12 protein-coding genes and 2 tRNA genes are annotated in these 13,766 nt (G+C 48.3%); 10 read left to right on the top strand and 4 right to left on the bottom strand.

The features are described from left to right. Window positions 1-194 precede the first annotated feature (194 nt). A complete protein-coding gene (locus ACTQZS_RS12750) occupies window positions 195-671 on the bottom strand; it encodes a gamma carbonic anhydrase family protein (RefSeq protein ID WP_441476143.1) in 477 nt (158 codons plus the stop codon). Between the two features lie 424 nt (window positions 672-1,095). On the opposite strand from ACTQZS_RS12750, the gene ACTQZS_RS12745 reads away from it, so the two are divergent. After that, window positions 1,096-2,058 (top strand): N-acetylmuramoyl-L-alanine amidase family protein, encoded by a 963-nt coding sequence (locus ACTQZS_RS12745; protein WP_441476142.1) that lies wholly within the window; start codon window positions 1,096-1,098, stop codon window positions 2,056-2,058. Between the two features lie 50 nt (window positions 2,059-2,108). On the opposite strand, the gene ACTQZS_RS12740 is transcribed toward ACTQZS_RS12745, so the two are convergent. Together ACTQZS_RS12740 and ACTQZS_RS12735 are read right to left on the bottom strand one after the other, a co-directional pair. Beyond that, window positions 2,109-2,813: a helix-turn-helix domain-containing protein gene (locus tag ACTQZS_RS12740; RefSeq protein ID WP_441476141.1), complete on the bottom strand. Its 705-nt coding sequence runs from the start codon at window positions 2,811-2,813 to the stop codon at window positions 2,109-2,111. Window positions 2,814-3,036: 223 nt separating this feature from the next. Beyond that, entirely contained in the window at window positions 3,037-3,816 is a 780-nt protein-coding gene (locus ACTQZS_RS12735) for a MarR family winged helix-turn-helix transcriptional regulator (RefSeq protein ID WP_441476140.1), read from the bottom strand. 486 nt (window positions 3,817-4,302) lie between these two features. Between ACTQZS_RS12735 and ACTQZS_RS12730 the strand changes: the two genes are divergently transcribed. Next, window positions 4,303-4,875: a hypothetical protein gene (locus ACTQZS_RS12730; RefSeq protein WP_441476139.1), complete on the top strand. Its 573-nt coding sequence runs from the start codon at window positions 4,303-4,305 to the stop codon at window positions 4,873-4,875. Between the two features lie 220 nt (window positions 4,876-5,095). Here ACTQZS_RS12730 and ACTQZS_RS12725 read toward each other — a convergent pair. Further along, window positions 5,096-5,166, bottom strand: a tRNA-Gly gene (locus ACTQZS_RS12725). A gap of 218 nt (window positions 5,167-5,384) precedes the next feature. Between ACTQZS_RS12725 and ACTQZS_RS12720 the strand changes: the two genes are divergently transcribed. From ACTQZS_RS12720 to ACTQZS_RS12685, 8 genes are all read left to right on the top strand, one after another. Next, on the top strand, window positions 5,385-6,311 hold the full coding sequence (locus tag ACTQZS_RS12720; RefSeq protein ID WP_441476138.1) for a class I SAM-dependent methyltransferase: 927 nt from the start codon (window positions 5,385-5,387) through the stop codon (window positions 6,309-6,311). Between the two features lie 141 nt (window positions 6,312-6,452). After that, window positions 6,453-7,922 carry a L,D-transpeptidase family protein gene (locus ACTQZS_RS12715; RefSeq protein WP_441476137.1) on the top strand — a complete coding sequence of 490 codons (1,470 nt, stop codon included), beginning with the start codon at window positions 6,453-6,455 and terminating at the stop codon, window positions 7,920-7,922. Between the two features lie 334 nt (window positions 7,923-8,256). Then, window positions 8,257-9,297: a D-alanine--D-alanine ligase family protein gene (locus ACTQZS_RS12710; RefSeq protein WP_441476136.1), complete on the top strand. Its 1,041-nt coding sequence runs from the start codon at window positions 8,257-8,259 to the stop codon at window positions 9,295-9,297. A 99-nt stretch (window positions 9,298-9,396) separates the two neighbouring features. Continuing rightward, window positions 9,397-10,812, top strand: a complete 1,416-nt coding sequence (locus ACTQZS_RS12705) for a UDP-N-acetylmuramoyl-tripeptide--D-alanyl-D-alanine ligase (RefSeq protein WP_441476135.1) — start codon at window positions 9,397-9,399, stop codon at window positions 10,810-10,812. A 315-nt stretch (window positions 10,813-11,127) separates the two neighbouring features. Beyond that, window positions 11,128-12,294, top strand: a complete 1,167-nt coding sequence (locus ACTQZS_RS12700) for a THUMP domain-containing class I SAM-dependent RNA methyltransferase (protein WP_441476134.1) — start codon at window positions 11,128-11,130, stop codon at window positions 12,292-12,294. A gap of 58 nt (window positions 12,295-12,352) precedes the next feature. Beyond that, complete coding sequence (gene rdgB / locus ACTQZS_RS12695) at window positions 12,353-12,964, top strand: RdgB/HAM1 family non-canonical purine NTP pyrophosphatase (RefSeq protein WP_441476133.1); 612 nt, start codon at window positions 12,353-12,355, stop codon at window positions 12,962-12,964. Between the two features lie 72 nt (window positions 12,965-13,036). Then, the gene (locus tag ACTQZS_RS12690) at window positions 13,037-13,522 is read left to right on the top strand and encodes a metallophosphoesterase family protein (RefSeq protein ID WP_441476132.1); all 486 of its coding nucleotides are present in this window, start codon (window positions 13,037-13,039) and stop codon (window positions 13,520-13,522) included. 166 nt (window positions 13,523-13,688) lie between these two features. Continuing rightward, window positions 13,689-13,763: transfer RNA gene (locus ACTQZS_RS12685), tRNA-Pro, on the top strand. Window positions 13,764-13,766 lie beyond the last annotated feature (3 nt).

Genomic DNA, 13,766 nt, shown 5'->3' with positions numbered 1-13,766 from the left:
TCCCAGTATTTGAAAGTAGCTGAAAACTTATGAACCGCCGTGTACCGAACGGTACGCACGGTGGTGTGAGAGGACGAAAGTCTCCACTGGAGACTTTCTCCTACTCGATAATGCTGTGTGAAAAGTCTTCAACCGATTTGCCGGCATGGAGCTATGTACATATCGATACATTTCTTTTACATCACAAAGACCGGTCACATCATTTTTTTTGCAAAATCCACATAATGCTGTGCGCTGATACGATTTCCCTCGATTTCCTCATCCGTCAGCATGCGGATTACTCTCGCCGGACTTCCGAATGCAAGCGAATTATCCGGTATCACACATCCCTGCGTTACAAGAGCCCCGGCGCCAATGATACAGTTACTTCCGATCACTGCTCTGTTCAGAATAATTGCTCCCATTCCGATCAGTGTATTGTCACGGACCGTGCACCCGTGCACGATCGCAGAATGTCCGATCGTAACATTATCTCCGATTTCAACCGGGCACTCCGGATCACCGTGAATAACTACATTGTCCTGCACATTTGTTCTCTCACCAATCTTAATCTGGGAAGGGACGCCGCGAATCACTGCATTATACCATACTCCCGAGTCTTTCCCGATCTCAACTTCGCCGACAATACGGCTGCCGTCCGCCTGAAAAACGGATTCGTCTATTTTTCTCATTCCCATCCTTCTTTCCCTAATAAAAATCATTTATCTGTCCTATGAAGGCGTCTTCCAGAGAGCCTCCTGTCTCATAGTATCACAGGGACGCAGGGACCGGAATACCACTTTCTGCTTTTTTGAATCTGTTCATTTTTATTTCGAATCCGTCTATTTATCTTTTGAATTTAAATCAGGTTCTTTCGAATTCAAACATAAAAACTCCAGGCCTCTTGTAACAACAGCGATACAATCTATACTGGACAGGAGCAAAGCAAAATATAATCGGAGCTACCGCTGAACAAGGCAGAACAAGCACTGCGATACCACTGCGCAAATCGAGATACGAGCTGTGGTCCTGCCCACCCGTTCTCATATTGATCGGCCTTCGCCACACACATTAAAAGCAGCAGGGTAACCCGAAACACAAGAAAGGCAGATTCAGATGGCAGCATCAAAATTATTAATCGGAATCATTTCAGGAACCATCATCGCAGGCAGCGCAGCTGCAGCATTTCAGGCACAAGCCCCGGCAAGAGCATCCGCTGCTCAGGCCATACAGGAGACATCTTCTCCAGAAACAATGGCAACTGCATCTTCCGCTGACCGCACCAGTTCTGACATGAAGACTGCCAAAACCATTACCTCTGCCGCAACCGGATCACAAACCAGTTATTCTTCAGAAGCAGAAGAACCCGTTTACCTGAACGGATGGTCCGATGGAAAATATTTTATTGAGAATATACCCGTCTCGAATTCCTGGGAAGTCATCGATGGTCACACCTACCGTTTTGACGCAGCAGGAAATGAGGTGACCGGATGGTATTCCGAAAACGGCAGTACCTATTACCTTGGCTCGGACGGTACTCTTACAACCGGAAATGCTTCCATTGACGGTGAAAATTATTATTTTAATGAAGACGGCGTAATGCAGACCGGATGGATTGACGGAAATTATTACAACGCGGATGAAATCGAGTATTCTTTCAATGGCACAACAGGGAATGTCGGACGTCTGTTCATCCCATCGGCAGGCGTCAATGTCGCGTTGAATTATGTCGATGACAATACCGGAGACGAGGCAGCCCAGGCCATCTGTGACGCAGAAGACAGTGCAGCATACATGGTCTTCTCCAATTCTGATGAAGTATGGATTGGCGATCACAATTTTCAGGGGTTTGACGCCATCAAATCCGTGGCGCCGGGAACGGAAGCTTATATCAAGAACACCGATGGGACAATCACCACCTATATCTGCACAGAAACAGATCAGGCGACAAATACAGGCTATGATCTCGTTACCGCCGACGGCAGAAGCGCAAGCAATATCAATGCAGGAGGTATCATCATGTACACCTGTAACGATGACTGGACATCTGTCACGGCAACCTTCTGGCAGCCGGAATAACTATTTGAATTTGTTTTTCAACATGCACAGGCATGAACAGCGGCTGCATATCACTGATATGCAGCCGCTGTGCGTATTTCCCCGGGGGTTTTTCCTGTATTATTCTTAAAAAAAACACTGAAGCTGCTGGAATTGCGAAAACCGACTTCTTTTGCAATGGCAAAGAGCGGAAGATCGGTCTCTCTCAGCAGATGAATGGCTTTTTCAATTCGAACCCTGTCACGGTAATCCTTAACTGTGATACCGGTGTAATAGTGGAAGAGATTCTGCAATTTGCCGGCACTCATCGCGAATTGCTGTGCCAGTTCCCGGATATTGGAACTATCATCAGGGTTTTCCTCAAGGTACCTGATAAAGCGGTCCACAACTTCGCGATCATATTTCGGGATCGAACGGATAACCATTTTTTCGCCGACGCTTTCATCCTCAGATGAACCGCTCAGAACTCTGGCAAGAAACTCCATCACGTTTCCCTGAATAAAAAGCTCACGAAGGAGTTCATCTTTAATGGTCCTGCCGCATCCGGACAGATTACGACTGATCCCGGAAAGGTCCGAATTTTTTTCCATCATTTCCGCGTCAGCATCTATCATAAATACCTTTCCCGAGCGGTAATGAATCTGAATCATACCGCGATGTTCTCCACGCAGAACCTTATATCTGATGATACTGAATTCACTGTCAGTATGGTTTTCCGATACCCAAAACAGGTATTTATTCTTTATCAGCAGATCAATTGCTTCATCTAAATCCATTGAATCCTCCGATACCTGCTCAGATTGCCCGACCTGACTGTTTTCACACGGCCGTGCGGGTTCATAGCACACGGATCTTATCATCGTTTCCGCTTTCAACCGTTCGAACATACTGAAGAGAGGCTTGTCGTCTGAAATTTATAACCTGATTGTTTTTCTTTTTTATTATACCCGATAATATCAGAAAAGAGAACCATGCCGAGGCTGCCTTTACGATACATTTTCAGCCTTCAGGGGACAATAACTTTCTGAGAATAGTTCGAAGTGTCTCCTGTTCCTCGTCAGTCAGCACATCAAACGGAGAATTCTCTTCTTTCTGCAGCCGTACCTTCGTCTCCGCTGCTCCTTTTTGGGTAAGACTGATAATGACAGCACGTTTATCCAACCTGCTTTTTTTTCTGACAATCAAATCATTCTTCTCAAGTTTCGACAGAAGCTCTGAAACCGATCCAGGCTGAACCCGAAGCTCTTCCTGAATATCTTTCTGAAAAGCACTGCCATTCTCCATGAGATATGTCAGAATCTGCTCCCGCGAACCGCTTCGCTGTTCCTTGTGGTGAAGCATATGCGCGCAGCTTCGAAAGAGAAGATCAAGATCCTCACAGTTCTCGAAATCATAATTCTCGTGACGGGAATGTCTGTGATAATTCTTGTGACCATCTCTGCCATCTGACCCTTCGTGGTCAAAATGACCGGAGCGATCAAGATGGCTGAAATGGCCGGGATGACCGGTACGGCCAGAAGAATCGAAATGGCGGGACTGACCGGGATGACCGGTACGGGCGGAATGCACAGATTGGCTCGGGCGACCGGAAAATCCGGTCTCGTCCCCACTCACTGTTATTCCGCGCTCCCGGGCGAGTGCCGCTCCCTTCCCACAGGACGGATTCTTTAGAGAACAGTGTTTTCCGCATCCGCTGCAAACATTAGCATCCGGGATGGTATCTGCCACATCTTGGTTTCTTAATATTGTATTTGTATCTGCATTAATCTGATTATTCATATTATATTCCCTCTTTCAGGATCGCGAGAGTGCGAAGCACGGAGCAATCCGTAGCTTATACACTATGTGGTGCCCCACTTGGAGGACACATTGTTTTGGTTTCTTTTAATTAGGTGCCTAAATAATATCTGATATTCGACGAACTGTCAAGGTGCATAACCAATTTCATAAATTGTTCACAACGAGATAAAACACGCTGTGCGAGTTTTATCTCGCTATCGCGACGCTCGCCGCACACGAATACTTCGCATTCGGCTGCGGCTCACTGTTCGCGTAAATGAAACCTGGCATGGTGAGCTGCCTGGCAGCTTCTTGCCAAGTAGTTCACCATATCAACGATCAGACCGGCTATTCACCGAAACATCGATGACGATATATGAAAAAAGAAAACAGGATCATATTTCAGATTTTTTAGATTTGTGGTAATCTTGAACAAGAGACGAGTCGAGACAGCAGAAGAGCACCGGAATTGAGGGAGCAATATATATGGCGGTTTGTGTATATAATTACGGCGATGAAACAACAGACGGAGATCTGATTCGACGGATCTGCGGCGGAATCTATGACTCCTATGATCTTTACCGGGACTCCGAAAGAGATAATCTGGCTTACCGGATGATGAAGCAGAATCTTTCCGCAGAAAAGGGACTGGTGATCACCTCAACCGTCAGCAATTTCGGAAGGAACAAAGCAGAGATTCTGAAAGAACTGAAATGGATGCTGCGTCATCACGTCACGCTCGCCATTGCCCGATATCCCGTCACCTGTCAGATCGACAGCATGACAAACACAATCGCATTGAAGACGCTGATCAATGTCTTTGAAGATCTGATGAATGATCCTGCATTCGAGATTCGATCCGGTTCCAACGCTAAGGGAGGGAGAAAAAAGATCAGCTTCCCTGAAAACTGGTATGAACTATACCCGAAGTGGACAGCGAAAAGGATCACTGCCGTCGAATTCATGAAAGAAGCAGGGGTACGCAAAGGTACATTTTATCATCTGGTGAAAGAGTATCAGACTCTGCTGTCTGCGTCTATGCAGACGATTCGTTTATGAATCGGGGCTTTCAGAAATCCGCTTTTTCATTGTGCACACGACCCGTATCCGATGCGCCTTCGGACGCGAAATACTCCTTCAGATACTTGATACGCTTTCGGACGCGGTGATCTTCGATGACGAAACATCTGAGCCCGGAAGTTCGCCCCGCTTCCATAACACAATAACAGACGAAGCCCCTGAAACCATGAAATGAACAAAGGTCTCAGGGGCTTTCAAAAGCAAGTGACGGGAATCGAACCCGCCTCCCCAGCTTGGGAAGCTGGTGTTCTACCGATGAACTACACCTGCATCAACTACAACGTCTACTATAACACAACCCGATGTCAAAATCAATGTTGTTTTTTGACCGGTGATTTTACCGTTTCGCCCTTACTTGATCTTTCCGGTGCTTTTACCGTTTCGCCCTTACCGTTGATCTTATACGTAGGGTTATACATTGAATTAATAAATGAAATAACGTATAATAAGCCCATTCTGATACATTTCTAATATGTGAGGTTATAAAAATGTGGTTAGCAGATAACTGGAACGATTATGAAGTACTGGATACCTCATCCGGTGAAAAACTGGAACGATGGGGTGATTATCTTCTGATCCGTCCGGATCCCCAGGTCATCTGGAATACAGAAAAAAAGGCGCGCGGCTGGAGAAAGTGCAACGGACATTATCATAGAAGCACCCGGGGCGGTGGCGAATGGGAGTTCTTCGATCTTCCGAAACAATGGCAGATCCACTATCGCAGTCTCACCTTTAATCTCAAGCCGTTCAGTTTTAAGCATACAGGACTGTTTCCGGAGCAGGCAGTTAACTGGGATTGGTGCTCGGCAAAGATAAGAGATGAAATAAAACGGCGCGAAAATTCCGGTGACCTGGATCCTGAGACCGGGATGACAAGACCGGTCCGTATCCTGAATCTCTTTGCCTATACCGGAGGCGCAACACTTTCGGCAGCGGCAGCCGGTGCGCAGGTCACACACGTTGACGCTTCCAAAGGAATGGTGACATGGGCAAGGGAAAACGCGGAATCATCCGGTCTGTCAGGCCGCCCGATCCGCTGGCTCGTGGATGATTGTACGAAGTTCATCGAACGGGAGATCCGGAGAGGCCATCATTATGACGGGATCATTATGGATCCCCCCTCGTACGGAAGAGGCCCGAAAGGAGAGATCTGGAAGATGGAGGAAAATATCTATCCATTTCTTGAGCTCTGCGCAAAGCTCCTGAGCGACGATGCAATTTTCTGTCTGATCAATTCCTATACAACCGGCCTGGCGCCCTCCGTACTCACCTATATGCTTTCTGTCGCACTGGCAGACCGCGGGGGAAAGATTGAATCTTCGGAAATCGGACTTCCGGTCACCTCCACCGGCCTCGTGCTTCCGTGCGGGTCAACAGGGCGCTGGATGCGAACAGGCGGACCTGACGGAATGTAATAATTTCAGAAAACCCAACACGGGACTTATAAAAAGCAGCAGGGAGATCATTCCACAAGGGATTCTTTAGAGAAGAATTACCGAAAGGTCAGCGAATAAAGAATTTTATAAAAGAAAAACTGCAGAAAGGATTTTAGATATATGAAGAAACTTTCCAAGAATCTGGTAAGTATGCTGTTTCTTCTGGTACTTCTGATTCTTATTCTGATTGGTATTTATGCCTTTGGCATCTACCATTTCAAGACACACTTTTACAACAATTCAACCATAAACGGCATCAATGTCGGCGAGATGACCGCTGACCAGGCGCGGTATGCCATCCAGAATCAGATGCGCAAGTACACGCTTACCTGTAAAGAGCGGAACAATGTCACAGACAAGATCACCGGAGATCAGATCTACCTGACGTATCAGGACGATGGCACCGTCGATAAACTCCTGGATGATCAGGATTCCAGATTCTGGATTTTCCACATCACTCTCGGAAAAAAATACCACATTCCTCTTGGGTACACCTATGATTCCAGTTCTATCGAAGATGTAATGAATAAGATGAACGCCTTCTCCGCTCCCGATATTCAGGCGCCGGAAAATGCGAAAATTGTCGATAATGGCAGTGACTTTACCGTTTCCGAAAGCGTTCAGGGCAACACTCTGAATTACGAAAAGACAAAGGCAGCCATCATCAACGCAATTGAAAATCACAAAACGGAAATTAATTTTGAGGATCTTGACCTCTATGAGAAGCCAACCGAAAATGAGAGCTCTTCGGATATCCAGGAGAAGGCAGCCGACATCAATAAGCTGCTGAATATCAATATCACCTATAACCTGGCAGATAAGGAATTTACCATTAACAGTTCCAACATCCGTGATTTTCTGGTCGAGGATGACAAGGAGGGATATACCCTCAGCAAGGACAAGCTTGCCGAATGGGTAAAAAACATGGCCTATGAGACCGATACCTACGGCCTCTCCCGCAAATTCCGCACAACGAGCGGCAAGGAGATTCAGCTCGAGGGCGGCGGGGACTACGGCTGGTGTATTTATCAGGAAGAAACCACCAACGATTTATATAACGCCATCCTGAACGGTGACAGTGGGCAGCGTGATCCCATCTATCTGTACAGCGCCCTCGACCGCGGTGCCAATGATATCGGAGGCACCTATGTGGAAATCTGCATCACCAAACAGGAGATGTGGTGCTATAAGGACGGCACGCTGATCGTAGACACACCGGTGATCACTGGAAACCATTCGCTGGGCCAGGATACTCCGTCTGGAAGTGTATATGCCATCGATGGAAAAGAGAGCAACACCACCTTCCCGGAGGCTCACAACGTAAAGATCAGCTACTGGCTCCCCTTTGTCGACTCCTGCGGAATTCACGATGCCTACTGGAGAACGGAAGCCCAGTTTGAGAACAAGAATACCTATCTGACCAACGGATCTAACGGCTGCATCAACACACCAAAGGATGCCGCGGCAAAGATCTTCGATGTGATGGATGTCGGATATCCCGTTGTCGTATACTATTCGGAGGACCAGCCGGTAGGCCCGCAGCCCACCAGTGCCGATGCATCTGCAAACGTCGCGCTTTCGAATCAGTAACCGAAACGCCCAGGATATCCCGCAATGACCGCACAGACCACTTTTTGCATGGAAAGCCTCAATCGGTCTCTGATTTCGGGATGTCAATCGGTCTCTGATTTCGGGATTGCAAATTTCCCGGATACTGCTACAATGAACCTGTTGGTCTGACCAGCGCATGTGTCCTGTCCACGCAAAAAGTTCCGCATGACATCCGTGCTCGATATGTGAATAACATCCGCGTTCGGCGGATGACCTTTTCAGGTTGCAGCGGGGCAGAAAAACAGATCTTACTGATCTTACTATAGAAGGCATAATACAAGTCTTACATCATTAAGGAAAAAGGAAGTCAAATATGAAAATTGTAGTGCTCGCAGCAGGAACAAGTACCGAAAGAGAAGTTTCCATCGTATCGGGAACTGGAATCTGCAAGGCTTTACGAAGGCTTGGCCACAAGTCCATCCTTCTGGATGTTTTTTTCGGCTGGAAGGAGGCAGACCCGGCTACAGCCTTCGATGGTGAATATGACACGGACGCAGCCGCAGAATACATCAAAGGCTTCAATCCGCAGCTGGAAGAAGCCAGAAAGAGCCGCCGGAGCTTTTTCGGCCCCAATGTAATTGCCCTTTGTGAAGAAGCTGATATTGTTTTCCTTGCGCTTCACGGATCAAACGGCGAAGACGGAAGAGTGCAGGCAGCATTTGACCTGCTCGGTATCAGATACACAGGCACTGATTATATCAGCAGCGCAATCGCAATGGACAAATCCAGAACCAAGCAGGTATTTCAGGCCTCCGGTGTAAATACACCGTCAGGCATCACGATATATCGCGGAGATTCCCGCAGAAGCGCATCGGAGTTCGGCATGGAACTCCCTGTCATTGTCAAGCCCTGCTGCGGAGGTTCTTCAGTGGGGATCACAATCTGCCGCACGGAAGAGGATGTACGCAATGGGATTGATCTTGCTTTCAGCCTTGAAAGCTCTGCTGTCATCGAAGAGTTCATTGAGGGCGGTGAATTCACCTGCTGTGTCATCGACGGCAAAGCCTATCCGGTAGTTATGATTACTCCGAAAACCGGTTACTATGACTTCCGGAATAAATATACCGCAGGAGCGACCGAGGAGCTCTGTCCCGCGCCCATCTCAGATGATCTCACAAAAAAGATACAGGACGAAGCATTAAAGGCAGCAGACGCCATAGGCCTGATCGGCTACGGCCGCATGGACTTCCTCGTGCGAAAATCAGATCAGAAGGTGTTCTGTCTGGAAGTTAACACACTTCCCGGCATGACGCCAACCAGTCTCGTACCACAGGAGGCAGCGGCTGTCGGAATCGATTTTGATCATCTCTGTCAGAAACTGATCGACGTATCTCTGAAAAGATATGAGCAATAACCACTCCAACCCCGCAGGCGGGGCGTACACTAATATTAAATCCGGATTGTCCCTGTGCGGCAGACTTCCTCAATCCGGAAGCTGTTCGGAGGCGCACTCATGAAAAATCTTACTCTGTCCAATATTGCACTGGTAACAGACGGAAAATACGACGGACCCGAGGATAAAAGAGAATTTACCGTGACCGATATTGTCACAGACAGCAGAAAGGTTACAAAGGGTTGCCTTTTTGTTGCGATCCGCGGCGAACGGACAGACGGTCACCGGTTTATCCGCCAGGTTATCGAAGCAGGCGCCGCAGCGGTCCTCACCGAGAAGGATCCGGAAACGCTCCGTAAGGAATATGAAATTCCTGAAAACCTGGAGATCACATCTGTCACAGTTTCTTCCACGCTGCAGGCTGTAAAGGACATCGCGGAATTTTATCTCAGACAGCTCAATAAGCCGATTGTCGGCATCGTCGGAAGCGTCGGGAAGACAAGTACCAAGGAGATGACAGCAGCTGTACTCAGCCAGAAATACCGCGTACTGAAAACAGAGGGAAACTTCAATAATGAGCTGGGCGTCCCCATGACCGTTTTCCGGATGAGAGAAGAGGACGAAATCGGCGTCATCGAAATGGGCATCAATCATTTCGGTGAGATGCACCGACTTGCATCCATCGTCCATCCCGATACCGTAATCATGACAAATATCGGAACGGCGCACCTGGAGTTTTTGAAGAGCCGCGACGGTATCCTGAAGGCGAAGTCAGAGGTCTTTGATTTCTTCAACTCTGACGGCCACATCATCCTCAACGGCGATGATGACAAGCTTTCAACCATTGAAGAAAAATCCGGTGTCAGACCGGTCCGTTTTGGTCTTTCGAAGGAAGGTTATTCACATCCGAACGATTTTTATGCCGATGAGATTGACCCACAGGGGCTTGACGGCACCAAATGCCGGATTATAACTCCTGCCGGAAGCTTCCTGGTACTGATCCCTCTTCCCGGCACCCATATGATCTATAACGCGCTTGCAGGCGCCGCGGCAGGTCTCACTTATGGCCTAACCCTTGATCAGATTCGCAGCGGAATCGAAAGCTGTGAGTCTTTAAGCGGAAGGTTTCATATCATCCACACCGGACGTTTTACTCTCGTAGATGACTGTTATAACGCAAACCCCGCCTCCATGAAAGCTTCGCTTGATATTCTGCAGGAGGGCTCCGGCAGGAGAATAGCGGTTCTGGGAGATATGGGAGAACTGGGCAATGAATCCGAGCAGCTGCATGAGGAAGTCGGTGCACATGCCGGCAGACTAAAGCTCGATGCAATATATTGCGTTGGACCGCTTTCCAAGGCAATCTGCAGGGGCGCACGTAAGACTTCGGCCGGAGGGACCGATATCAGGCACTTCAAGACCATCGACAAATTTCTCGAAGAAGTTCCAGGGCTTTTCAGGGACGGAGACACGATTCTCGTAAAGGCATCCCACTATATGGAATTTGGCAGAATTGTAACCGACCTCCAGAAATGAACAACAGCTATTTGCCGCATTGCACGAATAATACGTCTATTTGGAAAATTTCTGTTGCATTTTTATTAAGCCTGTTATATAATTCTATACGTAAAAAGAATTTACCCTTCAAAAAATTTTTTTTACAATTAATAACCCCTTATTAATTATTTATACTCCCCTCGAAATGCCTCGGTAGCTCCCCTACCGGGGCGTTTCTCTTACCAGACGCAAAAATCGTCAGATAACACAGTTTATGGATCCGCACCCGGAAATCGCCGTGAAATCCATTCGTATGGGGAGAACACGTCCGGCAGTATAACACAGGAGAATTACATGGAGAAATATGAGCTGATCGCGCCCTGTCATTTCGGGCTGGAAGCAGTGATGAAACGGGAGGTCATCGATCTCGGTTATGAGATAACAGAAGTAGAAGACGGAAAGGTTACCTTTGAAGGAGACGCGGAAGCTGTTGCCTATGCCAACATGTTCCTGCGCACAACCGAACGGATTCTTCTTAAGGTTGGGCAGTTCAGAGCTGTAACTTATGATGAGCTCTTCGAAGCCACAAAATCACTGCCGTGGGAACGCTACATCCCGCAGCATGGAAAATTTTGGGTTGCCAAGGCAAACTCCATTAAGAGCAAACTCTTCAGCCCGTCTGACATACAATCCATTATGAAGAAAGCGATCGTGGAGCGTCTGAAGGAGAAATACAAGGTCGAATGGTTCCCGGAAGACGGAGAGCCGTACCCGATTCGGGTTTCCCTTCTGAAAGATGTGGTCACAGTCGGGCTGGACACGACCGGTACCTCTCTTCACAAAAGAGGATACCGCCAGTTCACCGCAAAGGCGCCGATCACAGAAACTCTCGCATCCGCCCTTCTGATGCTGACACCATGGAAGGCTGACAGAATTCTCGTGGATCCGTTCTGCGGAAGCGGAACCTTCTGCATAGAGGCCGCCATGATGGCCGCGGATATGGCTCCCGGTATTCACAGATCCTTTTTGTCTGAGGAATGGAAACATCTGATTCCGGAAAGAAGCTGGTCAGATGTGAGAGAAGAGGCGGAGGACAGGGTCCGCACAGATGTGCAGACCGATATTCAAGGCTATGATATTGACCGCGAGGTAGTCGGATTTGCTCGTGAGAATGCAAAGCTGGCCGGTGTCGATCACATGATCCATTTTCAGCAGCGTCCGGTTTCCGAGCTTTCTCATCCGGGGAAATACGGTTTTATTGTGACGAATCCGCCTTACGGCGAACGTCTGGAAGAGAAAAGTGCGCTTCCGGCGCTTTACAGAACCCTCGGGGAACGCTTTGCGAAACTGGACACCTGGTCTCTGTACGTCATCAGCGGCTATCCGGACGCAGAGCGATACATCGGCAGAACCGCACCAAAGAATCGGAAGATTTACAACGGAATGATGAAGACATATTTTTACCAGTACCCGGGGCCGAAGCCTCCGCGCCGCAAGCCTCACCCGGAATCAGAAGGCTGATCCGGTTCTCAGCAGGCGGGAATCTCCAGATACAGAAGAGAAGCGAAAGGAAATACGAATGCATACGATCATTTTTGCAACAGGCAATAAGGACAAACTGGCAGAAATCCGGGAGATCATGAGCAGTTTGCCGGTCACCATTCTGTCCATGGCCGATGCCGGAATCTCCTGCGACATCGAGGAAAACGGGAAAACCTTCACTGAAAATGCTCTCATCAAGGCCAGAGCCATTGCGGCGGTCCTCCCGGACAGATATCGCAGCGCTATTGTGATGGCAGATGATTCCGGTCTCGAGGTGGATGCCATGGATAAGCTTCCCGGCGTTTATTCCGCCCGCTGGATGGGTCATGACACTTCTTACCGAATCAAGAACGCAAAAATCATCGAAAACCTGAAAGACGTTCCCGTTCCGGAGAGAACCGCCCGATTTGTATGTGCGATGGCAGCGGTACTCCCGGACGGCAGGACTCTGTCGACCCGGGGAGTCATCGAAGGAAAAATCGGCTATGAAGAACGTGGGACCAACGGCTTCGGCTATGATCCCATTTTCATGCTTCCCGACATGAGCTGCAGTACAGCGGAGCTTCCCCCGGAAGAAAAGAATAAAATCAGCCATAGAGGAAAAGCTCTTCGTGAAATGGAGCGTCTTCTCAGAAATGAGCTGGACTGACCATCCAATCTGAACCGGACCACTCGGCCGGAAATGCAGCAAATCATAGATCAGAAATGTGGAGGGCACAGAATGAAAGTACTTGTTATCAGTGATACACATGGGAATATTGATCGTCTGCAGGCAATATTAAACTCAACGGGGCCCTATGACGCTGTCTTCCACTGTGGTGATATTGAAGGACAGGAACACACGATTCAGGAATACGCGGACTGCCCGACATATATGGTCTCCGGTAATAATGACTGGGACAGCAGCCTGCCGGCAGATCTCAATGTGACAATCGATGATTACAGATTCTGGGTATGTCACGGGCACCGGTACGGAGTCTCCCTAAGCCCCTCGGCGATCCGCGAGGAAGCCGAAAGCAGGAATGTTGATGTCTGTCTCTTTGGACATACGCATAAGCCCTATCTTGAGACAAGCCGCGGACTGACGCTAATGAATCCCGGATCCCTTAATTATCCCAGACAGATCGGCAGAAAACCTACCTTCGGTGTAATTGAGATAGACAGACACCATGATATTCACTTTGCCATAAAAGAGCTGGATGATTAACTTACCGCAGGAAATTTTCTCGGAATTTGCCTGAATTCGTCTTAAAATTCCGACACATTTAATTAATATTTTTGTTGACAACCGCAAAATCTTATAATATACTAGTTTTTGCGTTGAGCGAGTTCGGATAGTTCGGATCTGTGGGATCTGCACGTCCTGTGTCTCTCGGGGTGTGGCTCAGTTTGGCTAGAGCGCCTGGTTTGGGACCAGGAGGCCGCAAGTTCGAATCTTGTCACCCCGACTG

Origin of the sequence: Bilifractor sp. LCP19S3_H10 (assembly GCF_052119185.1) — a bacterium.
GTDB lineage: Bacteria > Bacillota > Clostridia > Lachnospirales > Lachnospiraceae > Bilifractor.
Note: the sequence above shows the minus strand (reverse complement) of the source record. Positions and strands in the feature narration are given on the sequence as shown.